The sequence below is a fragment of the Saccharopolyspora sp. NPDC049426 genome (assembly GCF_040676935.1).
GTDB lineage: Bacteria > Actinomycetota > Actinomycetes > Mycobacteriales > Pseudonocardiaceae > Saccharopolyspora.
Map to the genome: position 1 here is coordinate 601,873 of NZ_JBFAPZ010000002.1, position 25,024 is coordinate 626,896.

Consider the following 25,024-nt stretch of genomic DNA (forward strand, 5'->3'; position numbering starts at 1 on the left):
CGACGAGCGTAGCCGTGTTGGGGTGAGCGTGACAATGCGCCGATCCGGTCACGGCGGGTGCTCCCCGGGCGCGCGGAGCCCGGGGAGCGCGCGGGTCAGGAGTCCTTCCGGAAGTCCGCTGCCGTGGTCGCATCCGTGAGGCGCGGCCAGCGCGGCTCTTCGCCCTTCGGCACGTCGCCGAGGACGGTGACCCGGCGGCCGACGCGGCGTTCGGCGTAGTCGTTGACCGCGTAGTGCTGGGTCGCCCTGTTGTCCCACATGGCGATCGCACCGGGCTTCCAGCTGAACCGGCAGACGTTCTCCGGGCGTTCGGCCGAGCTGAACAGGTGGCCGAGCAGCGCGTCGCTCTCGGCGCGGCGCAGCTGCGGGATGCGCAAAGTGAACATGCGGTTGACGTAGAGGGATCGCCTGCCGGTCACCGGGTGCGCGCGGACCACCGGGTGCTCGGCCTCGAAGACCGTGCCGTTGGGGTGGGTGAAGGCGTGCACGGCCGTGAGCCCGTCGAGGAAGTCCCGCAGCGGTGCCGAGAGGTTCTCGTAGGCGAGGTGCTGGTTGCTCCACATCGTGTCGCCGCCGCGCGGCGGGCACTGCACGATCTGCAGGACGGAGGCGATCGGCGGGCTCGACTGGAAGGTCACGTCGGTGTGCCAGACATCGGCCTTCGCGCCCTGATCGGAGTCGAGGACGACGATCTCGTCGTGCCCCTCCAGCTTGGGCAGGAACGGGTGCACCTCCAGCTCGCCGAGGAACTGGCCGAACGCCTTGTGCGCCTCGGGGGAGAGCTCCTCGGCCTCGGGGAAGAACAGCACCAGGTTCTCCACCAGCAGCGCGTGCAGCTGCGCGAAGGAGTCCTCGGTCATCGACTCCAGGTCGAGTCCGCGCACCTCGGCGCCGAGCGCGCCGGAGGCGGGACGTACGTCGATGCTCGTCATGGGACGGCCACCTCAACTTCCATTGATGCTCAACGGTTTTCGGGCAGGCTCGCGCCAACGCGTGCCGGGTTCCCCGGCGTGCGGACCTGTTCTCGCCGCTGTCGTTGACGCGGTGTTCGGCGGTCGGTAAGGATGAAAAGCACGGAGGCGGACGGGTCTTCAATCCGGAAGAAAGCAGAGATCCATGGATCCCGAGGAATCGCGCGAGACGAGTCTCGAACTCGCCAAGCTCATCGATCTGGCAACACCTTTCGCCATCCGAGTCGCGGTGACGCTGCGGCTGCCGGAGCTGATCGCCGGTGGCACGACCGAGATCGGCCCGCTCGCGACCGAATCCGGCGCGCACCGCGAATCCCTCGAACGGCTGCTGCGCCACCTCGTCAGCATCGGCCTGTTCGCCGAGACCGGTGAGGGCGCCTACGGGTTGACGCCGCTGTCGCGCCGGCTGCTGGCCGAGGACGGCAAGTGGCTCAAGGACTGGTTGGTCCTGGACGGGCCGGGTGCCCGGATGGACATGGCCTTCAGCGGGATGTTGCACTCCGTCCGCACCGGGAGCTCGGCCTACGGCACGGTCCACGGCACCCCGTTCTGGGACGACTACCAGCGCAACGACGACCTGCGGCGATTCTTCGGCGACGTCATGACCGCCTACGCCTGGCAGACCGGCCCGGTGCTGGCCGAGGAGTTCGACTGGGCTCCGGTGAAGACCGTCATCGACGTCGGTGGCGGTCAGGGCGCGCTGCTGTCCGAGATCGTCCGGGCGAACCCGCACCTGGACGGCGAGGTCCTCGACCTGCCCGCGGTCGCCGCCGAAGCCGACGTGTTCCTGGCGGAGGCCGGGGTTGCGGAGCGGGCCAGGTTCGTCCCGGGCAGCTTCTTCGACGCGCTGCCGGAGGGCCGGGACGTCTACCTCGTCTCCCGCGTGCTCACGGACTGGAACGACGAGAACGCGACCGCGATCCTGCGCCGCTGCGCCGAGGCCGCCCGTGACGGTCGCGTCGTCATCGTGGAGGTCCTCGCGGGCGACGACCACGCCAAGCAGAACACCTCGTTCGACCTGCAGTCGCTGGTGCTGCTGGGCGGCCAGGAGCGCGCGGTCGGCGACTTCGATGTGCTGGCCGGCGAGGCGGGCCTGAAGGTGATCGAGACCCGGACCTGGCCGGGCGGTCTCGTCGTCGTGGAGTGCGGCAGGCCGTGAGGCGTGCGCGGCGCCGGTCCTCATGCCCACCGAGGCCGGCGCCGCGACCGGGGGTCGGGCAGCAGTCCGAGCTGGCAGAGCCGGTCGAACGGCGAGAGCGGGTGCAGGCCCAGGCCGGACAGGTTGTGCATGACGGTGAAGCTGAGCCGCTGGTTGGCGCCGGTGTTGCGCAGCGCCCGCCGTCCGATCGCGCGGCCCGCCCACGACAGGTCGGTGAGCATCCGCGCGGCGTTGTGGCTGATCTTGCCGATCTGGGTGATCTCGGGCAGTCGCAGGGACTCGTACTCGCGCAGCGCGGTGTCCACATCGGACTCCGTGGCGAGGCATGAGCTCAGGGCGTGCGCGTCGTAGATGGCGCTGTTCATGCCCTGCGCCGCCATCGGGTGCACCGAGTGGGCCGATTCGCCGACCAGCGCGATGCCCGGCGCCGACAGCCCCGAGGCCTCGAAGTGCGAGACCGGCAGCGTCTGCCGGTCCGCCGCGCACGCCCGGAGCCGGTCCCCGAAGACCGCCAGGTCGGGCAGCTCGGCGATCAGCTCGTCGGTCCAGTGCAGCACCGCGTCGTGGTCCACGCCCCGGAACTCGTCCGGCTCGATCTGGACGTAGAGCCGAACCCGGTCGCCCGGCAGCGGGTAGTGCATCCGCAGGCCGCGCGAGGTGGTGTGGGCGACGACCTCGCGGGCGGCGTCGGGAACGTCGGGGATCTCCAGCGCGACGAGCCGGTGCGGGTAGTCCTCGCGGTCGGCCTCGATGCCCGCGGCCCGGCGCAGCCGCGAGGACACGCCGTCGGCCGCCACCACCAGCGGCGCGCGGACCTCGCCCGAGCCCTTGAGCGCCACGCCCGCCACGTGCCCGTCGTCGTCGCGGACCACGTCCTGCACCGAGGTTGCCCGGCGGAGGTCGACGGTGTCGGGCAGGTGGTCGGCCAGAGCCGTCAGGATCGACTCGTGGTCGGCCGACAGCAGCCAGTTCGCGCCTTCCGGCAGCTGCGCGTAGTCCAGCGCCATCCGGCCCCTGGCCTCCACGGCGACCAGCGACGAAAGACGAACCGCACCTCGGTCTTCCAGGACCTCGCTGATGCCCCAGTCATCGAGGATCCGCAACGCGCCGGGCTGCAGCACCTCGCCCTTGGGGATCCTGGGGACCGTCGGGCGCTTCTCGGCGACCACGACCCGCAGGCCCAGCGATCCGAGCGCGTGCGCGGCGGCCAGGCCGCCCACACCCGCCCCGCACACCACGACGTCCGCGCGTTCTGCGGCAGGGGAGCTCATGTCGGCAGGGCCTCCTCGTCGGCGATCTCGTGGCGCGAGCGCATCGCCGCCTGCGTCCAGACGCTGAACACCAGCACCGGCAGCAGCGACGCGACCACGGGGACTGCGGGAACGGTGCGGGCGAGGATCGCCGCGGCGAGCACCAGGCGTTCGGCCACCAGCACCTCGTGGGCCCGCAGCGCGCGGGCCTGGCTCAGCGTCGGCGCGAGCCGCAGCAGCGGCAGCACCGCGATCAGCCCGGCGCAGCCCGCCACCGCCAGCAGCACCGGGTACCCGGTCCGGTGCGGGAGCGCGAGCCCCAGCGCGGCGAGGCCGATCGCCGAGGCGTAGAGCAGCACCGACAGCCGGGCGGCGTAGCGCTGCCCCCGCTGGACCGGCACCGACCGGTACCCGGCCGCGCGGTCGCCGTCGACGTCGCGCATCGTGCCGACCAGGTTCGACGCCGTGTCGTGCAGCAGGAAGACCAGCGACAGCGCGAGCGCGGTCCACCCCGGCAGGGGAGCGGTCACCATCGCGCCGATGAGGAACGCCGTGGCGGTGATCAGCCCGCGCACCAGGTTCCCCGACAGCCCTCGGGCCTTGCAGAACCGGCTGTAGGCCACCACGCCCGACAGCGCGACCACGACCAGCGGCAGCGCCCGGAAGTTCGCCCAGGTCAGCAGTGCGGTGGCGGCGATCGCGAGGCCGATCCCGCAGGCGAGAGCGGTGCCCGGTGCCAGCCGGCCCGACGGGATCGGCCGCTGCGGCTTGGCGACCCGGTCCAGCTCGCGGTCGAAGTAGTCACCGAGGTAGTGCGCGGCGAGCCAGCCGAACGCCGTGCCGAACCCGGCGATGACGAACTCCGCGATCCCGGCCTCACCGGTCACGCCCGCGCCCGCCACGCCCACCAGCACCGGGTAGCACAGCGTGTACGGGCGGAAGGTCTGCACGTGCGCCCAGAGGGTTCGGCGCGTGCGCGCCCAGCGGCCGTGCACGGCCTACCGGCTCCGGTCGATGGCCAGGTCGGCGATCGCGCGCATCTGCTCGACCGCCACCGCACCCGGCAGTCCGTCCAGGCTGTCCCGCGCCGCCGCGATCTCCTCGGCAGCGCGCTGCCTGCTCCGCTCCAACGCCCCGGTGGTGATCAGCAGCTCGCGCATCAGCGCGTGGGACTCCTCGGCGGGCAACCGGCCCGACAGCGCTTCGGCGAAGCGCTTCCTGCCCCGCTCGTCGGCGACCTCGTGGCCGACCAGCACCGGATGGGTGGGGCGCAGGTTGGCGACATCGCTGGTGGCCGGTTTTCCGGTCGAATCGCCCAGGTAGGGAAGGAGATCGTCGAAGATCTGGAAACCCACGCCCAGGTGCTCGGCGTAGCGCGTGACGGCGTCGGCGTGCTCGCCGGTGGCTCCCGCCAGCACCGCGCCCGCCCGGCAGGCACCCCGGAACAGCGCACCCGTCTTCAGCGCCGCCATCTCCTGGTAGTCGCTCACCGGGCAGCTCAGGTCGCCCGCCATCTCGGCTTCCCGGACCTGACCTCGGCACACGTCGGAACCCGCACCGGCCAGCACGCGGGCCGCTTCGAGCACCGCAGCGGACGGCACGGCCGTGCACTCCGACAGGGAGGTGACCATGTTCAGGATCAGGAAGTCGCCGGTGACCAGCGCGTCGGCCATGCCGTACTCGGCGTGCACGGTGGGACGGCCACGGCGCAGCCGGTCGTCGTCGATGATGTCGTCGTGCACCAGGGTGGCCACGTGCAGGTACTCCACGGCCAGCGCGGCCGGGAGCAGCTGGGCGCTGTCACCGCCGGTGGCCTCGGCGGAGTTGAGCAGCAGCACGGGCCGCAGCATCTTGCCGGGCGCCAGCAGGGCGTGCCCGGCCATCTGCTCGGTGCGATCGGCGACCGCCGACCACCGCTTGCGCATCTCGCGGCTGAGCTGCTCCGCCCATTCCGGCGAGCCGATTCCGGTGTCGTCGGTCATCTCACGCGCTATCCGTCCGAGGGGCGCCTGCCCTGTCACCGGCGAGGAAGCGCCGGGTCAGATCCAGCACCAGGTCGTTGGCCTCGGCGGTGCCGACGGTCACCCGGACCCCGGCGCCGTCGGCGAGAGTGCGCACCTGCACGCCGAACTCGTCGCAGAACCGCACGAACGCGTCGTTGTCCTCGCCGAACCGCAGCCAGTGGAAGTTGCCGTGGCTGCGGGGAACGTCGAGGCCCAGCTCGGCGAACCCGGTGCGCACCCGGTCGCGCTCGGCGGCGACCTCGGCGCACTGCTTGCGCATGACGTCCTCGGCGCGCAAGGCGGCCAGCGCGGCGTCCTGCGCCACGGTGCTGACCCGGAAGAAGTACGAGTTCGGCGTGAGCGCGGTGACCACCGACTCGTTGGCGACGAGATAACCGACCCGCAACCCCAGCAGCCCGTGGGACTTGGAGAACGTGCGCACCACCGACACCCGGGGATCCTCGGCAGTCAGCTGGATGCCGCGGGCGATCGCGGATCGTTCGGCGAAGTCGGCGTACGCCTCGTCGATGAGAACCCGCACGCCCGAGGGGATCCGGTCGAGGAACGCGCGCAGCTCGTCGTCGGCGAACACAGTGCCCGTCGGGTTGTTCGGGTTGCACAGCAGCACGATCTTGGTGCGGTCGGTGACCGCGTCGGCCATCGCGGCCAGGTCGTGGGCGTCATCGCGCAGCGGCACCGCGACCGGTGTCGCACCCGCGCACCGCACCAGCAGCGGGTACATCTCGAACGAGGGCCAGGCGTGGACGCTCTCGCCACCACCGGCGAAGGTCGTGAGGAACTGCTGGAGCAGCGCCCCCGAACCCGGGCCGACGAACACCTCGGAGGAGTCCAGCCCGACGTGCTCGGCGATGGCGCGCGTCAGCCCAGCCGACATCGCGTCGAGCGTCAGGTTGACCCGGTCGGAGCTGTGCACGATGGCCTCGCGCACGCCGGGCAGGGGTGCCGCGAAGTTCTCGTTGAGGGACAACTGGTGCCGAATGGTGGGCACAGGCTGATCTCCGTTCATGACGTGCGCACGCATCACTCCGGCGAGCGCGCAGGCTCGACGCGGAACGTGGAAGACCGGAATCAGGCGGAATGGACGAGCGGGTCCAAGTGCGTCCTTCTCTCCGATGGCCTGACGAGGACGATCTTCATTCCTCATCCCCGCGCTGTCAACGAATTCCCGCTGAGAAAAGGCTGATGACGGGTCAATTCAAGGGAATACCGGTAAATCCGCTGACCACGTCCGCAGACGCCCGAACGGTTCACTGTGGACGAGACGAGAATTTACCGGCTAACCGGGAATTTGCCGGAACCTCGCGGAAATCAACGCGAAACCTCTGCGGATGTGGTCCAAACCCGATGTGCTCGCGTAGAGTCCGGCCAGCCGAAACGGGCCAGCGGGCAACGAATCTCATCAGTCGATCCGCAGCCGCGAATTCGGCGACATCCTTGCGGAGGAGGCCGTGCCCGGTTAGCGCACGGCCGGACTGGAGGAAACCGCATGACGACGGTGCAGCCCGAGCCGGACGCCCTCGACCAGGCGATCAGCGAGGGCGCGGAGGCGTTGTTCCTGGCCCAGCGCGCCGACGGCGTGTTCGACTACTGCGAGGACAACCTGACCTCCACGCTGGGCACGGTCGGCGCGCTGTCCGCGCTGCACCACGCCGACCCGCGGGGCAGCGCCGATCTGATCGAGGCCGGCGCCGGATGGCTGCGGCGCACCCAGAACGCCGACGGCGGCTGGGCCATGGTGCCGGGCCTGGACAGCGAAGCCGGCCCGACGGCGGTGAGCTCGGCGGTGCTGCACCTGGTCGACCCGGAGGGCAGCGCCGAGGCCGTGCGCTCCGGTCAGCGGTGGATGGCGGACTTCGGTGGCCTGGACGCGATCCCGCACCCCGAGGTGGTGTCCTGGTGCCGGCAGTACTACGGCTTCGTCGGCTGGCTGTCGCACGAGGAGATGCGCCGGTTCCCGCTGGAAGTGGCGCTCGTTCCGAGCCTGTACCGCAGGCTGTTCGACCTGCGGATCCCGATGGCGTTCGCGCTCGGGCTGGCCCAGGCCAGGCACAAGCCGCTCAACCGTTTCCACCGCCTGCTGGCCAGGCTCGGAGAGGCCAACGCGCTCGAGGCGATCCGGCAGGTGCACGAGCACGAGGGCTCGACCGGGGCCTGGTGCGAGAACGCGTGGGTCACCGGACTGGTGTGCACCGGGCTGGCCCGCGCGGAGCTGGCGCCGGACCTCGTCGACGCCGCCGTGAAGTGGTTCCGCAAGACCATGGACCCCGACGGCTGGTGGCAGACCGGCCCGCTCGACGCGGCGTGGACCATGTACGCCGCGCGCGGGCTCGCCGAGGCCGGCTACGCCGACGACCCCAGGCTGGCGGCGTCCACCGAGCTGTTCGTGCGGTTGCAGCAGCACCGGCCGTTCCTCGCCTTCGGCTGCCCGCCGGGCTACTGGGGCTGGGCCGGGACCGCGGGCTGGCCGTCGACGCTGGAGACCAGCGAGATCCTGTCCGTGCTGTGCCGGATGCCCGGCGACGCGCAGGCGAGGTCCGTCGAGCTGGGCGTGGACTGGCTGACCCGCCTGCAGGACTCGCGCGGCTCGTGGGGTTTGTGCGTGCGCAACACCAAGGTCGCCAACAGCGGACCGTGCCCGATGACCACGGCGCAGGCCGTCGACGCGCTGCTGGACTCCGGGATCCCGGCCGACGACAGCAGGGTTCGGCGCGCCCTGAACTGGCTCGCCAAGGCCCAGCTGCCGGACGGCTCCTTCGAATCCGTCTGGTACCGCCACCACACGATGGCCACCGCCGCCGTGCTCGAAACCTTCTCCAATGCCAGACGCGCTGAGGAGGAACCGGCGCGGCGCGCGAAGACCTGGCTGGAGCAGGCCCGCGACCACGACGGCTCGTGGGGCGACGGGCACGGCGCGCCCGCCACCGTCGAGGAGACCGGGTGGGCGATCTCGGGGCTGCTCGCCGCCGGCGCCTCCCCGGAGTCGGTGCGCGACGGGCTGAACTGGCTGCTCGACCAGCGCGAACCCGGCGGTGGTTGGCCTTCGGAGAGCGTCAACGAGTACGTCCGCCACGTCAGCCGCTACAGCAACCCGGCGCTGGCGCAGGGCATGGCGCTGCGCGCGCTCGGCCGCTACCGCGACGCCCTGCGCTGACCGCGGCACTTCACGGAATGGAGAACCCGATGACCGGTGCGACGCAGAAGGATTCCTTCACCGAGCACTACTGGCAGGACCCGCACGCGGCCTTCGCCGAAGCGCGCCGGACCTGCCCCGTCCAGGAGGTCGACTTCGAGGGCGGGCGCAGCTGGCTGGTCACCCGCTACGACGAGGTGAAGGCGGGGCTCACCGACGAACGCCTGGCCAAGGACTGGCGTTCCAGCCTGCCCGCCGAGGAGCGCGCCTCCGCCCCACCCGGACTTCCCGCCCCGATGTCGCACATGCTGACCTCGCTCGACCCGCCGGAGCACACCCGGTTGCGCAGCCTGGTCACCCAGGCGTTCACCACCCGCCGCATCGCCACCCTGCGTCCGCGCGTCGAATCCCTCGCCGAGGAACTGCTGGCGGAATTGCCGCAGGACGAGCCCGTCGACCTGGTGGCCCGCTTCGCGATCGTGCTGCCGATGGTGGTGATCAGCGAACTCCTCGGCGTCCCGGAGATCGACCGCGACGAGTTCGCCCGGCTGTCCACGGTGCTCATCGACGAGTGCCCGAACGAAGAGCTCGCCCGAGCCTCCGCGCAGATGGCCACCTACCTGGAAGGGCTGGTCGCCGCCAAGCGGGCTGCGCCCGACGACGCCCTGCTGTCCGCGCTGATCTCCGCCTCCGACGAGGGCGACCGGCTCTCCGACCTGGAGATCGTCGCGATGGCCATGCTGCTGCTGATGGCGGGCCACGAGACCACCGCGGTGTTCATCACCAACAGCGTCCGGGCGCTGGTCGACGACGACTCCGCCCGCGCCCGCCTCGCCGACCCCGCGAAGGCGCCCTCGCTGGTCGAGGAACTGCTGCGCTGGCTGTCACCGGCGCTCAACGCCTCGCTGCGCTTCGCCACCGAAGACGTGGAGATCGGCGGCGTGAAGATCGCCAGGGGTGAATCGGTGACCCTCTCCACCGGCGCGGCCAACCGCGACCCGGACCACTACCCAGATCCGGACACCTTGGACCCCGACCGAGACACCGGCGGCCACCTCGCCTTCGGGCACGGCATCCACCGCTGCCTCGGCGCGGCCCTGGTGCGCCTGGAAGGCGAAGTCGCCCTGGGAGCCCTGTTCCGCCGCCACCCGAACCTGCGCGTCGTCGCCGACCCGGCCGAGCTCACCTACCGCCGCAGCGTCCACGTCCACGCCCCGCGCACCCTCCCGGTGGTGCTCACCCCGAAGCTGAGCTGATTCCGGCGACGACCACGTCGTGGCCCCGGGCTCGGAAGTGAGCGGTGATCACCGGGTCGGCCGAGTCGTCGGTGACGAGGCTCCAGTGCGGGCTCAACCGGGTGTGCGCCCGGAAGGGTCGCTGGCCGAGCTTGTCGGCGTGCACCAGGACGTAGACGTGGTCGGCTCGCTGTGCGATGAGCTCCTTGAGGCGGGTCTGCTCCAGATCCGCCTCGCAGATGCCGTGCTCGGCGGTGACGCCGTCGGCGCCCAGGAACGCGCGGTCGAACGTCCGGCGTTCCAGGGCGGCCTCGGTCAGCGGGCCGACCAGCCCCTGGCTGAGCTGCCGCAACGCCCCGCCCAGGCATTCGACCTGGAGATCCGCGTGGGCGAGCTCGTGGAGCACCGTGATCCCCGTGGTGACGACGGTCAGGTCGCTGCGGTGCGACAGCTCGCGGGCGAGAGCCGTGGTCGTGCTGCCGGAGTCGAGCAGCACGGTTTCGCCGGGCCGCACCTGGTCGGCGGCCCAGCGGGCGATGGCTTGCTTCGCCTCGGTCGCCTCGCCGTTGCGCTGCCGCAGCGGCGCTTCGTGCGCCAGCGGCATCGCGCCGCCGTAGGTCCGGGCCAGTCGGCCCGCGGCCTGCAGCTGCGCCAGGTCGCGCCGGATCGTCGAGGTCGTCACCCCGAATGTGCTCGACAGCTCGTCGACGCTGGTCAATCCGGAGGAGCCGGCCAGCCGCAGGATCGCGGCCCGGCGCTCCTGCGCACCACTGGGCATCGCTTCGCCTCCCGTTCAGCTCACGCGCACAGGTTCGCGGCCTGGCGGATGGCTTCGACCATGCTCTCGGTGCCCGCCTTGCCGGTGCCCGCGATGTCGAAGGCCGTGCCGTGGTCGACCGAGGTCCGGATGACGGGCAGGCCGACGGTGATGTTCACCCCGGTCTCGATGCCGAGCACCTTCACCGGGCCGTGGCCCTGGTCGTGGTACATCGCGACGATGAGGTCGTACTCGCCGCGCGTGGCCAGGAAGAACGCGGTGTCGGCGGGCAGCGGGCCCTGGGCGTCGATGCCGTCGGCGCGCAGCTTGTCCAGCGCGGGGACGATCTTCTCGTCCTCCTCGCCGTAGCCGAACAGGCCGTTCTCGCCGGCGTGCGGGTTGATGCCGCAGACGCCGATGCGCGGGGACTCGACGCCCGAGTCGCGCAGCGTCCGGTCACCGCGGCGCACGGTGCGCTCGACGATGCCGGGCTCGATCGCGGCGACCGCGTCGATCAGTCCGATGTGGGTGGTCACGTGGATGACCTTCATCGCCGGGGTCGCCAGCATCATCGACACCTCGTCGGTGCCGGTCAGGTGCGCGAGCAGCTCGGTGTGGCCGGGGAAGACGTGCCCGGCGGCGTGCAGCGCCTCCTTGTTCAGCGGTGCGGTGCAGATGGCCTGCGCCGCACCGCTCGTCGCCAGCTCGCTGGCCACGCGGACGTAGTGGTAGGCGGCGTCACCGGCGACCGGGGACACCGCGCCCCACGGGAGATCGGCGGGCAGCAGACCGAGGTCGATGACGTTGATCCGGCCCGGGGTGAAGACCGCGTCGTCGACGGAGTCGACCGCGACCACCTCGGCGTCGACACCGAGGATGCCGGCGGCCTTCCGCAGCCGCTCGGCGTCGCCGATGACGACGGGACGGCACCGGCCGGTGGTGGCCTCGTCGAGGAGCGCCCCGACGGTGACCTCGGGTCCGACACCGGCGCCGTCGCCCATCGTCACGGCGATCACGGGGGTGGTGGAGGCACTGTTCACTTCGTCAACCTTTCGATTCCAGCGGGACGGAGGTGTTCGACGATCCTTGCGAGGCTGTCGCTCTCACCGAAGCTGCCGGGGCGCGTCACCACGGACGTACCGGCGGGCGTGCGGCTGTGCACGGCACCGTGGTGGATCTGGCCGACCGGGGTCAGCGCGCGCACGCCCAGCGCGTCGAGCACCAGCCGCGCGGTTTCTCCGCCGGTGAGCACGACGTCGACCGGGCCGGGGAGGCGTTCGACGACGCGTGCGGCCGTGGATGCTAGACCCCGCACCAGGTTTCGGGACTGCCCGGGTGCGACCGGCTCGGACGGGTCGATGCGCAGGGCGGTGGGCCCGCGTTCGAGCGCGACGAGGGCGCGGGAGAGGGCGGACTCGCCGGCGTCGGGACCGACGAGGTCGGCGGTGCTGCAGGCCACGATGCGCGTTCCGCGCAGCTCGGCGACGCGCAACTGCTCGGCGGCCTCGGGCGACGCCGTCCCGGCCACCAGAAGCAGCGGGTTTCCCTTTGGCGCGAGGGGAGTTTCGTCGGCAGGAGCCGGCGCGGTGCGCCCCAGGGCCGCGGCCAGGCCGCCTGAACCGGCCAGTCGAGTCCCGTCCGGAGCCGCGGCCACCACGGCGTCGAGGTCGGCGTCCACCTCACCGTCGCAGATCGGAACCGCACCGGCGGCGATGCATTCGGCCAGAGCGGCGGGCAGCGATGCCGAGCGGACGGTCTCCAGCGGGATGGTGCGGCAGGGGAGCGGCGCGAGGGTCTCGGCGATGTTGCGCGGCGGGGACGTGGCCTCGACCTGCCAGGCGGCCGAGTGGTGCAGCGGGACGCCGCGCAGGTGCGCGACACCGCCCACCACGGTCCGGTGCATCGCCGGCAGCGCGGGTGCGATGACCAGCGGTCGATCCGCGGCGGCGCTCAGCAGTGCGGCGACGTTGCCGCGAAGCTGCGAATCGATCTTGACGAAGACGCCGCGGTCGCCCGCTTCGCGCAGGGCCGCGGAGGCGATCCGGCCCGCCTCGGCGGCGGGGAGCTCCCGGATGTCGAGGTCCATCACGACCACGGATTGCGCGTTGTGCGCAATTGGAGCGGAACCCTTCCCCGCGAGTTCGACCGTCGTGGACTGCCCGAGGGGTCGCAGGCACGCAGCTGCCTCGACTGCCCCGGACAAGTCGTCAGCCAGCGCGAGAAGTCCGTTATCCAGCAATTCCGGCTCCTCGTCGTAGTGCGGCGCGGTCCCTGCGGCTCGACCGGGGTCGGTCGTGCGACGTGACGGCCACGCTAGCGGAATTGCGCGTTTCGCGCCATCGCTATTGCGCGAAACGCGCAGTCCTGCGATGGTGATCCACGCAACGAGGCCGCGTGGCCGCCGCATTCCCCCCGAGGAGTCCCCGCATGACCTTTCCGCGTTTGGAGGTGCCCGGCGTCGAGGTGCCCATGTCGTCCCTCGTGCTCGGGACGATGACCTTCGGCGACACCGTCGACGCCGCCGGAGCGGCCAAGATGCTCGACACCGCGCTCGACGCCGGCATCACCGCGGTGGACACGGCCAACGGATACGCGGGCGGCGAGACCGAGCGGATCCTCGGAGAGCTCCTGACCGCCCGCCGCGACCGCATCTCGCTGGCCACCAAGGCGGGCATGCCGCACCCGGACGCGGGCGACCACTCGCCGCTGTCGCCCGAGGGCCTGCGATCCAGCGTCGACGGGAGCCTCTCTCGGCTCGGCGCGGAGCGAATCGACCTGTTCTACCTGCACCAACCAGACCGCGCGGCCTCGCTCGCCGACACGCTCACCACGATCGCGAGCCTGGTCGCCGAGGGCAAGATCGGTGCCCTCGGCGTCTCCAACTTCGCCGCCTGGCAGATCTCCGAGCTCAACCACGTCGCTGACGAGGTCGGCGCACCGCGGCCGGTCGTCGCACAGCAGCTGTACAACCTGCTGGCCCGTCGCGTCGAGGACGAGTACGTCGAGTTCGCCGACACGGCAGGTCTGCTGACCGTGGTCTACAACCCGCTGGCCGGAGGGCTGCTCACCGGCAGGCACAGCTTCGAGCGCGATCCGTCCTCGGGGCGCTTCGCCGACTCGCGACTCGCCGAGATGTACCGGAAGCGCTACTGGGACGAGCGGCTCTTCGACGCGATCGAACGCCTCGACAGCGTCGCCGAGAACGCCGGGATCCCGCTGGTGGAGCTCTCGCTGCGCTGGGTGCTCAGCAAATCGGCCACCTCGGCCGTGCTGCTCGGCGGTTCCAAGACCGAACAGCTCGAAGCCAACATCGCGGCGCTGGGCGCCGGGCCGCTCCCCTCGGACGTGGTCGAGGCGTGCGACTCCGTCGGGGCGTTCCTGCGCGGTCCGATGCCCGCCTACAACCGCTGAAAACCTTGCAAACGAAAGGAGAGTCCGTGTCCGCAGCGGAATTCGCGCGCAAGCTGCGCGCCCGCGAGAGGGTCGTCGGCTACTGGGTGGTGCTCGACAACCCGATCGGCACCGAGCGCATCGCTCGGCTCGGCTACGACTACGTCGCGGTCGACGCCCAGCACGGCCTGCTCGGCTACTCGGGGCTGCTCAACGCCATGATGGCCATCGACGCCGGCGGCGGCTCCGTCGGCCTGACCCGGGTGGAGGCCAACGATCCCGCTGCCATCGGGCACGCCCTCGACGCAGGTTCGGGTGGGGTCATCGTCCCGCTGGTCGACTCGGCCGAGGACGCCCGCGCGGCCGTGGCGGCCACGCGCTACCCGCCGCGCGGACGACGTTCCTACGGGCCGATGCGCTCGGGCCTGCGGATCGGACCACGCCCGGCCGCTGCTGACGAGAGCGTCGTGCTGCTGGCGATGATCGAGACCCCGCAGGGACTGGCCAACGTCCGCGAGATCTGCGCGACCGAGGGCATCGACGGCGTCTACGTGGGCCCGTCGGACCTGTGCCTGGCCGTCGGTGGAGCGTTCCCGGGCGACCCGGCCGTGGCCGAGGAGTTCGAACAGGCGGTGGCCGACGTCCGGGAGGCGGCGGCCGAAGCGGGAATCGCGGCGGGCATCCACACGCCCGACGGCGCAACCGCCGCGCGCAGGCTGGAGCAGGGCTACACCTTCGCCAGCGTCGCCTGCGATCTGGTGCACCTGGAGCGGGCGGCGGGCGAGCACCTGGAGGCGGCCAAGTCATGACCGACCTGATCAGTGACGGCGTGCTCCGCGAAGTCGAGCCCCACCGGGCCGAAACCCACCTGAGCGCGGGCACCGCGCAATCGCACGCCGCCAACCTCATGCCGCTGGCCGGCGGAGAGCTCGGCTGCGCCTGGTTCGCCGGGACGCAGGAAGGGCTCTCGGACATCAACGTCTGGTTCGCCCGCCTCGATCCCGCGGGACGCTGGAGCGACCCGGTCCAGGTCTCGGCCGACCCCGAACGCTCCGAGCAGAATCCCGTCCTCTTCCCCACGCCCGGTGGCGATCTCTGGTTGCTGTACACCGCGCAGCACTCCGGGAACCAGGACACCGCCGAGGTGCGCCTCGTCGTCTCCGGCGACGACGGACGCAGCTGGAGCTCGCCGCGCACCCTCATCCCCGCTTCGGACACCGGTGGTGTGTTCGTCCGGCAACCCGTCGTGGTGCTGGGTTCCGGCCGCTGGGTGCTTCCGGTCTTCCACTGCGTGCGCCCGGAGACCGGCCGGTGGCGCGGCGACGAGGACACCAGCGCGGTGCTGGTCTCCGACGACCAGGGCGCCACCTGGTCGCACCACGAGGTTCCCGGCAGCACCGGGTGCGTGCACATGAACGTGGTGCCGCTGGCCGAGGGAGGCCTGCTCGCGCTGTTCCGACGCCGTCAGGCCGACGCCATCTTCGCCAGCCGTTCCACCGACGGGATCGCGTGGAGCGAACCGGAACCGACCGAGCTGCCCAACAACAACTCGTCGATCCAGGTCACCGCGCTGCGCGATGGGCGTCTCGCGCTGGCGTACAACCACAGCAGCGCCGCCGACGCCACCGAGCGCCGCGCCTCCCTCTACGACGAGATCGAGGGCGACTCGATCACCGACCCCGCCGCGGTGCAGGAAGGACCGCCTGGAACCGCGTTCTGGGGCGCCCCGCGGGCACCGCTGACCGTGGCCCTCTCCGCCGACGGCGGCCGCAGCTGGCCGGTGCGCCGCGACGTGGAGGTCGGCGACGGCTACTGCCTGACCAACAACTCCCGCGACGGCCTCAACCGCGAGCTGTCCTACCCCTCGATCACCCAGACCGATGACGGCGACCTGCACGTCGCCTTCACCTACTTCCGCCGGGCCATCAAGCACGTTCGCGTGTCGCCCACCTGGTTCGGCGGCTGAACCTCGGCCTCGCAATGGAGCAGCCATGGCTAGTGAACTCAACGCGAAATCTCCGGCGGTGACCCACCCGGGCCCACCCGACACCTGGTCGGGATTTCTGCGAAACATGGGCCCCGGCATCGTCGTGGTGATGTCCTGGCTGGGGACCGGCGATTTCATCAGCGCCTCGGTCTCCGGGTCCACCTTCGGCTACGCGCTGATCTGGACGCTGGTGGTCGCCACCTTCTCCCGGTACTTCATCGTCTCGGCGATGTCGAAGTACCAGCTGTGCAACGCGGTGGGCGACGAGACCATCTTGGACGGCTACGGCAGGGTGTGGAAGGGCTTCCCGATGTTCATCGGGGCGACCACCTGCGTGCTCGGCTTCGTCTACGTCTCCTTCCTGACGCTGGCCGCCGCGACCGCGCTCGACGCCCTGTTCCGAGCGGTCCTGCCGCTGGGCAGCTGGGGAATCCCGCTGTGGGCGGTGTTCACCACCGGCGTGGCGTACGCGCTGGCCTCGCGGCGCAAGGGGCACTTCCGCGGGCTCGAGATCGTCGCCCAGATCACCATGGCCGTGCTGGTGGTCTGCTTCCTGCTGGCGCTGATCGGCACCGGGCTGGACGTGCCGAAGCTGTTCGGCGGGCTGCTGTTCGAGATGCCACCCGGTGAAGCCGGGTACATCACGGCGGCGAGCACAGCGGTCGGTCTCATCGGTGCTGTCGGCGGCTCGGCGGCCAACCTGCTCTACCCGTACCTGATGCACGAGAAGGGCTGGCGCGGCCCCGGATACCTCAAGCTGCAGCGGCTGGACCTGCGCTTCGGCAGCTTCGTGATGTTCGGCCTGGTGCTGGCGGTCTGGGTGGTCGCGGCCGAAACCCTGCACGGGACCGGCGAAAGCGTGTCCTCCGCGGACGGTCTGGCGAGCATGATGGAGAAGGCGATCGGCCCGGCCGGGCCGCCGATCATGTGGCTGGCGATCTTCTTCACCGTGTTCAACAACATCGTCACCCAGCCGCGCGTGTTCGTGCGCATGTTCGTGGAGTCGCTGCACAAGTCCCGTCCCGAACGGTTGGAACGCCTGCGCGCCCACCGCGACCTGACCGGTGTGGCGGACAAGGATGCGTTCTCCTACGACCGGCTGTTCTGGATCATCCTCACGGTGATCATGACCGTGCCGATCGTGTTCTCGCTGCCGGGAATGCCCGGCATGGTGATCATCACCCTGCTCGGCAACTCGGTGAACGTGCTGACCGTTCCCATGATCACCGTCGGGCTCATCGTGATGACGACGAAGCGCTCCCTGATGGCCGACGGCTACGCCAACAAGTGGTGGGAAACCGCGGTCCTCGCCCTCATCGGCGGCGTCGGGCTCTGGGCCACCTACGAGCTGTGCACCAGCATCGCGAGCACTCTCTCGGGGTGAGCCCGAAACGCTCCGCGGGCCCCGGGTGAAACGGGGCCCGCGGAACTCGATCCTGGGGCAATTCGAATTCCCGGCCCCATTGTTCGCGGAGGAATCGCCGTGTCGCCAACGGCGTGATCCCAGGCACATCCGATGCGGTTTCCGGTTCCGCGCGCGAGAGCTCCACTAGGCCTCCCACCTGCGGTGTCGCGGTGGTGGAAGTGCTGATCGCCGGTGTTGGAAACCGCTGTTTATCAAACCATACGCGCGGGTTCTTTGACTTCACCTCGTGAGCGGCCAAGGCTGGCTTTCACCGCGATTCTGCGGCGCATCGGCGCGCGAAGCATGAACAGGGGAATGGCCACAGCATGAGTGGGATGGACGACCCGATCGACGACCTGAAGGTCACTCCGCCGAAGACGTGGGCGACCGGCGCTCCCGCCGTCGCGCACGCGTTGCAGTACTCGCTCAGCCAGACCTCGCCGCGGCGGACCGCGCTGACGCTGCTGAACCTCAACCAGGGCAAGGGAATCGACTGCCCCGGCTGCGCGTGGCCCGACCCGGACCCGAAGCACCGGCCGAGGAACGAGTACTGCGAGAACGGCGCCAAGCACGTCAACGACGAGGCGACCTCCCACCGCATCACCCGCGAGTTCTTCCAGCGGTACTCGGTCTCCGAGCTCGACGAGAAGTCCGACTACTGGCTCAACCAGCAGGGACGCCTGACCGAACCCGTGGTCAAGCGCTCCGACTCGGACTTCTACGAGCCGATCAGCTGGGACGACGCCCTCGACCTGCTCGCGGCGGAACTGCGCTCGCTCGACTCGCCGAACGAGGCGCTGTTCTACACCTCGGGCCGGGTCAGCAACGAAGCCGCGTTCCTGCTCCAGCTGTTCGCGCGGGCCTACGGCACCAACAACCTGCCGGACTGCAGCAACATGTGCCACGAGTCCAGCGGCTCGGCCATGCAGGAGACGCTCGGCGTCGGCAAGGGCACCGTCAGCCTCGACGACCTGCACCACTCCGACCTGATCTTCGTCATCGGCCAGAACCCGGGAACCAACCACCCGCGGATGCTGACCGCGCTGGAACGAGCGAAGCAGAACGGCGGCGAGGTCGTCGCGGTCAACCCGCTGCCCGAGGCCGGGCTGATGCGGTTCAAGAACCCGCAGAAGGTCCGCGGCGTGCTCGGCCGGGGAACCCCGATCGCCGACCAGTTCCTGCAGATCCGGCCAGGCGGCGACCTCGCGCTGTTCAAGGCGCTGAACCTGCTGCTGCTCGAAGCCGAGGACGCCGCCCCGGGCACCGTCCTGGACCAGGAGTTCATCCGCACCCACACCACGGGCTTCGAGGAGTTCGCACGCCAGGCGCGCGAGCTGTCCTGGGACGAGGTGCACGCCGCGACCGGGCTCACCCGCGCCGAGATCGAGCAGGTGCGCGACCGGGTCCTGGCCAGCAACAGCGTCATCGCCTGCTGGGCCATGGGCCTGACCCAGCAGAAGCACGGCGTCGCCACCATCCGCGAGGTCGTCAACTTCCTGATGCTGCGCGGCAACATCGGCAAACCCGGTGCCGGTGCGTGCCCGGTGCGCGGGCACAGCAACGTCCAGGGCGACCGCACCATGGGCATCTGGGAACGCGTCCCGCAGTCCTTCCTGGACTCCCTCGAAGCGGAATTCGGCTTCACACCGCCGAAGGAGCACGGCTGGGACTCGGTGGACTCGATCCGGGCCATGCTCGACGGACGCGCGCGGTTCTTCCTCGGCGTGGCGGGCAACTTCGTCCGCGCCTCGCCGGACAGCGAGGTGACCGAGAAGGCGATGCGCCAGTGCCGGCTGACCGCGCACATCTCCACCAAGCTCAACCGGTCCCACACCGTGTGCGGTGAAACCGCCCTGATCCTGCCCACCTTGGGGCGCAGCGACCGGGACGTGCAGGACGGCGTGGAGCAGTTCGTCACCGTCGAGGACTCGATGAGCATGGTGCACGCGTCCTTCGGCCGCCTCGAACCGGCCTCGGAGGCGCTGCTCAGCGAGGTCGCGATCCTGTCGCGGCTGGCCCGCCGGACGCTGGGGGAGGACCCGGCCATCCCGTGGCAGGAGTTCGAGTCGAACTACGACGCGATCCGCGACCGGATCTCGCGCGTCGTGCCCGACTTCGAGGACTTCAACCGGCGAGTGGCCGACCCGGCGGGATTCCCGCTGCCGAACCCGGTCAACAGCGGTGTCTTCCGCACGCCGAGCGGCAAGGCGGTGTTCAGCTCCAACGAGTTCGAGTGGCTCTCGGCGCCCGACGGGTACCTGGTCCTGCAGTCGCTGCGCTCGCACGACCAGTGGAACACCATCCCGTACGCCAACGACGACCGCTACCGCGGCATCCACGACGCCCGCCGCGTCGTCATGGTCAACCCCGCCGACCTCGACGAGCTCGGAATCGCCGACCGCTCCGCGGTGGACCTGGTCAGCGTGTGGCACGACGGGGTCGAGCGGCGCGCGCCGAACTTCCGCGTGGTCGCCTACCCGGCGGCGCGGGGATCGGCCGCCGCGTACTACCCGGAGACCAACGTGCTCGTCCCGCTCGACAGCGTCGCCGACGTCAGCAACACGCCGACGTCCAAGGGCGTCATCGTCCGCTTGGAACCCGTCGCCGAGCAGGGCTGACACTCGCGAAGGGCCGCCTCGCACGCGGTGCGGGGCGGCCCTTCGCGACGGGGTCACATCTTGGTGGAGCCGTCCTTGATGGCCTCCCGGATCCGGAAGTAGGTGCCGCAGCGGCACACGTTGCGGATCTCCTCGATGTCGGCGTCGGTGATCTCCCGGCCCTTCGCGCGGGCCTGCTTCACCTTGGCGACCGCGGCCATGATCTGGCCGGGCTGGCAGTAGCCGCACTGCACGACGTCGTGGTCGAGCCACGCCTCCTGCATCGGGTGCAGCTCCTCGCCGACGGTGTCCGGCAGGCCCTCGATCGTGGTGATCTCATCGGACGCTTCGACGTCCTTGACCTGCACCGCGCAGGGGTTGAACGCCTTGCCGTTGATGTGGCTGGTGCACGCCTTGCAGACGTTGATCCCGCACCCGTACTTCGGTCCCGTGACGCCGAGCAGGTCGCGGATGACCCACAGCAGCCGCACGTCGTCCTCGACGTCCACGGTGATCTGCTTGCCGTTCAGCTTGAAGGTGTGCTCGGGCATTCCGCCTCCTCAGTAGGTGTAGTCCAGGCCGTTGGTCGGCGATGGCGGCAACGGCGGGACGTGCGGGTAGGGCTCGAACGCGAGCGGATCGTTGTGGTTGATCGGGAAGTACGTCGGCGTCGTGCCGGTGGCCGCGCGGTAGGCGCAGGCGGTGGCCGCGAACGCGGGAGCGACGCCCATCTCGCCGCCACCGGAGGGCATCTCGCTCTCCTCGGCGGGCAGGATCACCGGCGTGAACTCGAACGGCAGGTTCCACTGCCTGCAGTAGAAGAAGTTGTCCCAGCTGGCCTCGGCGATGCGGCCCTCGTTGAGGTGGACGCTGGCGGTCAGCGCCTGGGCGAGACCGTCGATGAAGCCGCCCTGCATCATGGCTTCGAGCCCGAGCGGGTTGACCACGATGTGCCCGGGGATCGTGACGAGCACGCCCCGCGTCACCCGCGGCCCGGTGACACCGTTGCGGATCGGCCGGTTGACCGTCTCCGGGCGGCAGTCGATCTCCACGAAGCAGGCCATCGTGTTCTTGTACTCGTGGTGCAGCGCGATCCCGTGCCCGACGCCGTCCGGGGTCGGCTGGCCCCACCCGCCGACTTCAGCGGCCTTGTCCAGCACCTTCAGCAGGTTCTCGTTCTTGACGTACTTGCGCCGGAAGTCGTACGGGTTCATGCCCATCTTCTCGGCGAGTTCGTCGACGAACAGCTCCCGCGTGGTCGCCACGTCCGGCGAGTACACGTTGCGCGTGCTGCCGGTGTTGAAACCGCCGCGCTTCTGGTTGTTGGCCGCGCTCTGGTGCGTCTCGGTCAGCAACGTCTTGGTGACGCCGAAGTTGTACAGCGACGGCGTGGTCAGCGTGAAGATGACCTCCGAGACCGAGTACCCGGCCAGCGGCAGCCGGGTCGCCGTCGAGGTCAGCGCCTCGCCGAAGCCGTGGCTGAAGTCGGTGCGCACACCGGCGAGGTGCTGCTCCAGGCTGATCACGTCGTTGGTGAACGACGCCCGGATCGTGCCCACCGACATCGGGTGGACGCGGCCCTGCCTGCAGTCGTCGGCGCGGTGCCACATGAGCTTGACCGGCTTGCCGAGCTTCTTCGAGATCTCGGCCGCCTCGGACGCGGCGTCGTGGAACAGGCAGCGGCCGAACGAACCGCCACCGGGCACCACGTGCACCGTCACCTGGGGCTGGGCGAGCCCGAGCTCTTCGGCGATGGCCGCCTGGGCGACGATCGGGATCTTGACGGTGGACCAGATCTCGGCCCGGTCGGGCCGGACGTCGGCGATCGCGGAGTTGACGCCCAGCGCGCTGCCGTTGACGAAGCCGAAGGTGTACTGGCGCTCCAAGGTCTGGGTCGCCGGCGTCGGTGGGATCACCGGGGGTGGCGTCGCGGCCTTGAGCTTCTGCTCGACCGACGCGTCGGACTCGTCGTCCACCGGGCCCGGACCCCACGACACGTCCAGCGCGTTGACCGCGTCGATGCACTGCCCGAAGGTCTCACCGCGCACCGCGACACCGCTGCTGATCTGCACGACGTCGGTGACGCCCGGCATCGTGCGCACCTGGTCGATGTTGTTCACCCCGCGCACGGTGCCGTTGATCGTCGGCGGCCGGCAGACCATCGTCGGCATCGCGCCGGGGACCTGGAGGTCGGTGGTGAACTTCTTGCGCCCGGTCACCGCCTCCAGCGCGTCGATGCGCCTGGTCGGCTTGCCGACGACCTGGAACTCCGACTCGGGCTTGAGGGCCACCTCGACCTCGGTGGTCGTGTCGCTGGCGGCCTTGTGGACGAGGTCGCCGTAGGGGATGGCGTTGCCGGTCGCCGAGGTGATCGTCCCGAGCTTGGCGGTCAGCAGGTCCGCCTGCTCCCCGAGGACGTGGCCGGCGGCCTCCAACAGCCGGCCCTTGGCGATCGCGGCCGCGGTGCGCACCGGCCAGTACAGCGCGCTGATCGAGGCGGAACCGCCGGTGAGCTGGTTGAACACCAGCTCGGGGCGCGCGTCGGCCAGGGTGATGTGCACCTTCTCCAGGGGTAACTCGAGCTCCTCGGCGATGAGCATCGCGATGGCCGTGCTCAGGCCCTGACCGACCTCGGTGCGGTTGAGCGCGAAGCTGGCGGAGCCGTCCTCGTTGAGCTGGACGGAGATGAGGTTCGCGGTGGGGCGTGCGGCGTAGACCAGTCCGTCGGTGAGGTCGACGTGGTCGGCGACCTGCGGGGTCGGCGGCACGCCCGCGCCGGTCGCGGCGGCCGCGGCGGGGCCGAGGAGGGATCCGCCGCCGAGCTCGGCGGCGGCCACCAGCGTCGGCGCCGCCAGCAGATATCCGAGGAAGCGGCGCCTGCTGGGCGTGGTGGCGCCGGGTGCGGTGGTGTCCGTGCGACTGGAGCGCATGGGGCAACCTTTCGACGGGCTTGTCAGTTCGGAAGCGTCGCGAGGTTCGGGAAGTTCGGTGTCGCGGTGTTTTTCCGTCTGGTGAGAACTCGTCGGTGCGAGTCGGTTGGCGAGTCATGTTGCAGGACCGGATTCCGGTTCCAATACCCCCGAGATGGGGTGATCGGGAGGTCACGGACAGTGCGGAACGGACGGATCCGGATCACCGGAGGTCAGCGACCCGGAGGTGTGACCGGCGTCATGCTTTCGTTACGCGAAGTGCTCGAACAATCACCTGAACGGACGCACCTGTAAGGGGGCATGCGAGGCGTGTTGTGCGCGGAGGGAATCGTTTCAGCGGCCAAATGGCGGGTATAGTCGCTCAACTCAGTGCCACTACGGGGTGGGTGTCTTCGGCGCGAACCGGAACGCGTCGATCAGCCAATGGAGGACGGACACTATGGCCGGCAGCGGAGACGGCAACGGCGCCGTGACGCGGAGACCAGAGGACCGGACGAGCGGCGGAGCTCGTCTGCGACCGGACGATCGCGACGCGCTGCGTGCTGAACTGCGCTCGGTGTCAGCGGAATCGGACTTCCCGGTCGCCTTCGGCGGCGAGGTCACCAGCTCCAGCGTCCGGCTCACCGAGTGCTTCGGCACCTTGACCACGCGCCTGCGCGACCTGGAGGTCCACGAGGGCAGGGGAGTCGGCGGCCAGGCGCTGGCGTTCGGCAGGCCCATCGGCGTCGTCGACTACGGAACCGCCCGGCACATCACCCACGACTACGACGGCCCGGTGATGGCCGAGCGGCTGTCGGCGGTGCTCGCTGTCCCCGTGCGGGTGCGCGGGAAGTGCCGTGCCGTGCTCTACGGAGCGATCCGCCAGCGGGTCGCCGTCGGGGACCGGGCGCGGGACTCGCTGATCGCGGCCGGGCGACGCCTGGCCGCTGAACTGGCGGTCCGCGACGAGGTCGACCGGCGGATGTCGATGGCCGAGGCGATCGCGGCCACCCGGCGCCCCGACGTCGCCGACGTGGCCAACCTCGAAGAGCTGCGGTCGGTGCACTCCGAGCTGTGCGCGATCGCCGGTTCGGTGGAGGACGGGAACCTGCGGGCCCGGATGTACGAGGTCGCGCAGCGCCTCACCGACCTGCGGTCGGGCGAGACCGAGCCGGCCCCGCAGCTCCGGCTGTCCCGGCGGGAGCTCGACGTCCTCTCGCAGGTGGCGCTCGGCTGCACCAACGTCGAGGTGGCGGAACGGCTTTCGCTCGCGCCCGAGACGGTGAAGGCGTACCTGCGCGCGGCGATGCGCAGGCTGGGCGCGCGCACCCGGCACGAGGCCGTCGTGCGCGCGCGATCCGCCTGGCTGCTGCCGTGACGCCGGGGTCTACCCCAATTCGGGTGTAACGCAGGCACGATCCCGGTCCCTACCGTGTGCGGTCACGAACACACGCCACCTGCCGGGAGGAAAACGTGCCTGCGGTCGAGCTGTCCTACGCGTCCGGTGTTTCCGACGTGCCGTTGCTGGGTGACACCATCGGGGAGAACCTGGACCGCACGGCCGCCCGCTTCCCCGACCGGGACGCGCTGGTGGAGGTCGCCACGGGTCGTCGCTGGACCTACCGGGAGTTCCTCGCGGAGGTGGACGTCGTCGCGGCCGGTCTGCTCGAAGCGGGCGTCGTCAAGGGCGACCGGGTCGGGATCTGGGGCCCCAACCGCGCCGAGTGGACCCTGACCCAGTACGCGACGGCGAGGATCGGCGCGATCCTGGTCAACATCAACCCCGCTTACCGGTCGCACGAGCTGGAGTTCGTGCTCAACCAGGCCGGGGTTCGGATGCTGGTGTCGGCGAAGTCGTTCAAGAGCTCGGACTACGTGGCCATCGTGGACGAGGTGCGCGGCAGGTGCGCGGCCTTGGAGGAGGTCGTGTACTTCGACGACCCGAGCTGGCAGCGGTTGCTGGATTCGGGGCGCGCGGCCGACCGGGAGCGCGTCCGGTCGGCGCAGTCGGCGCTGTCGTCGGATGATGCGATCAACATTCAGTACACGTCGGGGACGACGGGTTTTCCGAAGGGTGCGACGTTGTCGCATCACAACATCCTCAACAACGGGTTCTTCGTGGGGGAGTTGTGCGGGTATTCGGAGGTGGATCGGGTGGCGATCGTGCCGCCGTTCTACCACTGCTTCGGGATGGTGATGGGGAATTTGGC

At 70.5% G+C, this 25,024-nt stretch carries 20 protein-coding genes; 10 read left to right on the forward strand and 10 right to left on the reverse strand.

Annotated elements, in window-relative coordinates; all coding sequences use genetic code 11:
* Positions 1-95: 95 nt before the first annotated feature.
* A complete protein-coding gene (locus tag AB0J78_RS06020) occupies positions 96-932 on the reverse strand; it encodes a TauD/TfdA family dioxygenase (protein ID WP_363787496.1) in 837 nt (278 codons plus the stop codon).
* Positions 933-1,116: 184 nt separating this feature from the next.
* On the opposite strand from AB0J78_RS06020, the gene AB0J78_RS06025 reads away from it, so the two are divergent.
* Positions 1,117-2,130 carry a methyltransferase gene (locus tag AB0J78_RS06025; RefSeq protein WP_363787498.1) on the forward strand — a complete coding sequence of 338 codons (1,014 nt, stop codon included), beginning with the start codon at positions 1,117-1,119 and terminating at the stop codon, positions 2,128-2,130.
* Positions 2,131-2,150: 20 nt separating this feature from the next.
* Here the strand turns inward: AB0J78_RS06025 and AB0J78_RS06030 are convergent, their stop codons facing one another.
* The 4 genes from AB0J78_RS06030 to AB0J78_RS06045 are packed head-to-tail and all read right to left on the reverse strand — an operon-like array spanning position 2,151 to position 6,392.
* Positions 2,151-3,401: an NAD(P)/FAD-dependent oxidoreductase gene (locus AB0J78_RS06030; RefSeq protein ID WP_363787500.1), complete on the reverse strand. Its 1,251-nt coding sequence runs from the start codon at positions 3,399-3,401 to the stop codon at positions 2,151-2,153.
* Positions 3,398-4,375 carry a UbiA family prenyltransferase gene (locus tag AB0J78_RS06035; RefSeq protein WP_363787502.1) on the reverse strand — a complete coding sequence of 326 codons (978 nt, stop codon included), beginning with the start codon at positions 4,373-4,375 and terminating at the stop codon, positions 3,398-3,400. Before AB0J78_RS06035 ends, AB0J78_RS06030 begins: the two co-directional genes overlap by 4 nt.
* Positions 4,376-4,378: 3 nt before the next feature.
* A complete protein-coding gene (locus AB0J78_RS06040) occupies positions 4,379-5,362 on the reverse strand; it encodes a polyprenyl synthetase family protein (RefSeq protein ID WP_363787504.1) in 984 nt (327 codons plus the stop codon).
* Between the two features lies 1 nt (position 5,363).
* Positions 5,364-6,392 (reverse strand): aminotransferase class I/II-fold pyridoxal phosphate-dependent enzyme, encoded by a 1,029-nt coding sequence (locus AB0J78_RS06045; RefSeq protein WP_363787506.1) that lies wholly within the window; start codon positions 6,390-6,392, stop codon positions 5,364-5,366.
* Positions 6,393-6,890: 498 nt separating this feature from the next.
* Between AB0J78_RS06045 and AB0J78_RS06050 the strand changes: the two genes are divergently transcribed.
* Both AB0J78_RS06050 and AB0J78_RS06055 read left to right on the forward strand, forming a co-directional pair.
* Positions 6,891-8,555: a prenyltransferase/squalene oxidase repeat-containing protein gene (locus AB0J78_RS06050; protein ID WP_363787508.1), complete on the forward strand. Its 1,665-nt coding sequence runs from the start codon at positions 6,891-6,893 to the stop codon at positions 8,553-8,555.
* Positions 8,556-8,584: 29 nt separating this feature from the next.
* Positions 8,585-9,790: a cytochrome P450 gene (locus tag AB0J78_RS06055; RefSeq protein WP_363787510.1), complete on the forward strand. Its 1,206-nt coding sequence runs from the start codon at positions 8,585-8,587 to the stop codon at positions 9,788-9,790.
* Here the strand turns inward: AB0J78_RS06055 and AB0J78_RS06060 are convergent.
* The 3 genes from AB0J78_RS06060 to AB0J78_RS06070 are packed head-to-tail and all read right to left on the reverse strand — an operon-like array spanning position 9,771 to position 12,933.
* Positions 9,771-10,547, reverse strand: a complete 777-nt coding sequence (locus AB0J78_RS06060; RefSeq protein WP_363787512.1) for a DeoR/GlpR family DNA-binding transcription regulator — start codon at positions 10,545-10,547, stop codon at positions 9,771-9,773. The two genes, AB0J78_RS06055 and AB0J78_RS06060, sit on opposite strands and share 20 nt — an antisense overlap.
* A gap of 20 nt (positions 10,548-10,567) precedes the next feature.
* The gene (gene pdxA, locus AB0J78_RS06065) at positions 10,568-11,566 is read right to left on the reverse strand and encodes a 4-hydroxythreonine-4-phosphate dehydrogenase PdxA (protein WP_363787514.1); all 999 of its coding nucleotides are present in this window, start codon (positions 11,564-11,566) and stop codon (positions 10,568-10,570) included.
* A complete protein-coding gene (locus AB0J78_RS06070) occupies positions 11,563-12,933 on the reverse strand; it encodes a four-carbon acid sugar kinase family protein (RefSeq protein ID WP_363787516.1) in 1,371 nt (456 codons plus the stop codon). Before AB0J78_RS06070 ends, pdxA begins: the two co-directional genes overlap by 4 nt.
* Before the next feature lie 20 nt (positions 12,934-12,953).
* Here AB0J78_RS06070 and AB0J78_RS06075 point away from each other — a divergent pair, with 20 nt between their 5' ends.
* The 5 genes from AB0J78_RS06075 to AB0J78_RS06095 all read left to right on the forward strand — a co-directional run bounded on the left by AB0J78_RS06075 (position 12,954) and on the right by AB0J78_RS06095 (position 19,926).
* The gene (locus AB0J78_RS06075) at positions 12,954-13,937 is read left to right on the forward strand and encodes an aldo/keto reductase (protein ID WP_363787517.1); all 984 of its coding nucleotides are present in this window, start codon (positions 12,954-12,956) and stop codon (positions 13,935-13,937) included.
* A 26-nt stretch (positions 13,938-13,963) separates the two neighbouring features.
* Positions 13,964-14,725: an aldolase/citrate lyase family protein gene (locus AB0J78_RS06080; protein ID WP_363787518.1), complete on the forward strand. Its 762-nt coding sequence runs from the start codon at positions 13,964-13,966 to the stop codon at positions 14,723-14,725.
* A complete protein-coding gene (locus tag AB0J78_RS06085) occupies positions 14,722-15,882 on the forward strand; it encodes an exo-alpha-sialidase (protein WP_363787519.1) in 1,161 nt (386 codons plus the stop codon). The genes AB0J78_RS06080 and AB0J78_RS06085 overlap by 4 nt, the downstream gene beginning before the upstream one ends.
* A gap of 25 nt (positions 15,883-15,907) precedes the next feature.
* Positions 15,908-17,287, forward strand: coding sequence for an Nramp family divalent metal transporter (locus tag AB0J78_RS06090; protein WP_363787520.1), 1,380 nt, complete (start codon positions 15,908-15,910; stop codon positions 17,285-17,287).
* A gap of 347 nt (positions 17,288-17,634) precedes the next feature.
* Positions 17,635-19,926: an FdhF/YdeP family oxidoreductase gene (locus AB0J78_RS06095; RefSeq protein ID WP_363787521.1), complete on the forward strand. Its 2,292-nt coding sequence runs from the start codon at positions 17,635-17,637 to the stop codon at positions 19,924-19,926.
* A 53-nt stretch (positions 19,927-19,979) separates the two neighbouring features.
* On the opposite strand, the gene AB0J78_RS06100 is transcribed toward AB0J78_RS06095, so the two are convergent.
* A complete protein-coding gene (locus AB0J78_RS06100; protein WP_363787522.1) occupies positions 19,980-20,456 on the reverse strand; it encodes a (2Fe-2S)-binding protein in 477 nt (158 codons plus the stop codon).
* 9 nt (positions 20,457-20,465) lie between these two features.
* Positions 20,466-22,835 carry a molybdopterin cofactor-binding domain-containing protein gene (locus AB0J78_RS06105; protein WP_363787523.1) on the reverse strand — a complete coding sequence of 790 codons (2,370 nt, stop codon included), beginning with the start codon at positions 22,833-22,835 and terminating at the stop codon, positions 20,466-20,468.
* Between the two features lie 439 nt (positions 22,836-23,274).
* On the opposite strand from AB0J78_RS06105, the gene AB0J78_RS06110 reads away from it, so the two are divergent.
* On the forward strand, positions 23,275-24,192 hold the full coding sequence (locus tag AB0J78_RS06110; protein ID WP_363787524.1) for a LuxR C-terminal-related transcriptional regulator: 918 nt from the start codon (positions 23,275-23,277) through the stop codon (positions 24,190-24,192).
* Positions 24,193-24,287: 95 nt separating this feature from the next.
* A partial coding sequence (locus tag AB0J78_RS06115) for an AMP-binding protein (RefSeq protein WP_363787525.1) occupies positions 24,288-25,024 on the forward strand: 737 nt, incomplete at its 3' end.

What these genes read in the sequence shown, in the direction of transcription:
- AB0J78_RS06020 (WP_363787496.1), bottom strand. Translation starts at nt 932, where the DNA reads ATGACGAGCATCGACGTACGTCCCGCCTCCGGCGCGCTCGGCGCCGAG.
- AB0J78_RS06025 (WP_363787498.1), top strand. Translation starts at nt 1,117, where the DNA reads ATGGATCCCGAGGAATCGCGCGAGACGAGTCTCGAACTCGCCAAGCTC.
- AB0J78_RS06030 (WP_363787500.1), bottom strand. Translation starts at nt 3,401, where the DNA reads ATGAGCTCCCCTGCCGCAGAACGCGCGGACGTCGTGGTGTGCGGGGCG.
- AB0J78_RS06040 (WP_363787504.1), bottom strand. Translation starts at nt 5,362, where the DNA reads ATGACCGACGACACCGGAATCGGCTCGCCGGAATGGGCGGAGCAGCTC.
- AB0J78_RS06050 (WP_363787508.1), top strand. Translation starts at nt 6,891, where the DNA reads ATGACGACGGTGCAGCCCGAGCCGGACGCCCTCGACCAGGCGATCAGC.
- AB0J78_RS06055 (WP_363787510.1), top strand. Translation starts at nt 8,585, where the DNA reads ATGACCGGTGCGACGCAGAAGGATTCCTTCACCGAGCACTACTGGCAG.
- AB0J78_RS06060 (WP_363787512.1), bottom strand. Translation starts at nt 10,547, where the DNA reads ATGCCCAGTGGTGCGCAGGAGCGCCGGGCCGCGATCCTGCGGCTGGCC.
- AB0J78_RS06070 (WP_363787516.1), bottom strand. Translation starts at nt 12,933, where the DNA reads ATGCGGCGGCCACGCGGCCTCGTTGCGTGGATCACCATCGCAGGACTG.
- AB0J78_RS06075 (WP_363787517.1), top strand. Translation starts at nt 12,954, where the DNA reads ATGACCTTTCCGCGTTTGGAGGTGCCCGGCGTCGAGGTGCCCATGTCG.
- AB0J78_RS06085 (WP_363787519.1), top strand. Translation starts at nt 14,722, where the DNA reads ATGACCGACCTGATCAGTGACGGCGTGCTCCGCGAAGTCGAGCCCCAC.
- AB0J78_RS06090 (WP_363787520.1), top strand. Translation starts at nt 15,908, where the DNA reads ATGGCTAGTGAACTCAACGCGAAATCTCCGGCGGTGACCCACCCGGGC.
- AB0J78_RS06095 (WP_363787521.1), top strand. Translation starts at nt 17,635, where the DNA reads ATGAGTGGGATGGACGACCCGATCGACGACCTGAAGGTCACTCCGCCG.
- AB0J78_RS06100 (WP_363787522.1), bottom strand. Translation starts at nt 20,456, where the DNA reads ATGCCCGAGCACACCTTCAAGCTGAACGGCAAGCAGATCACCGTGGAC.
- AB0J78_RS06105 (WP_363787523.1), bottom strand. Translation starts at nt 22,835, where the DNA reads ATGCGCTCCAGTCGCACGGACACCACCGCACCCGGCGCCACCACGCCC.
- AB0J78_RS06110 (WP_363787524.1), top strand. Translation starts at nt 23,275, where the DNA reads ATGGCCGGCAGCGGAGACGGCAACGGCGCCGTGACGCGGAGACCAGAG.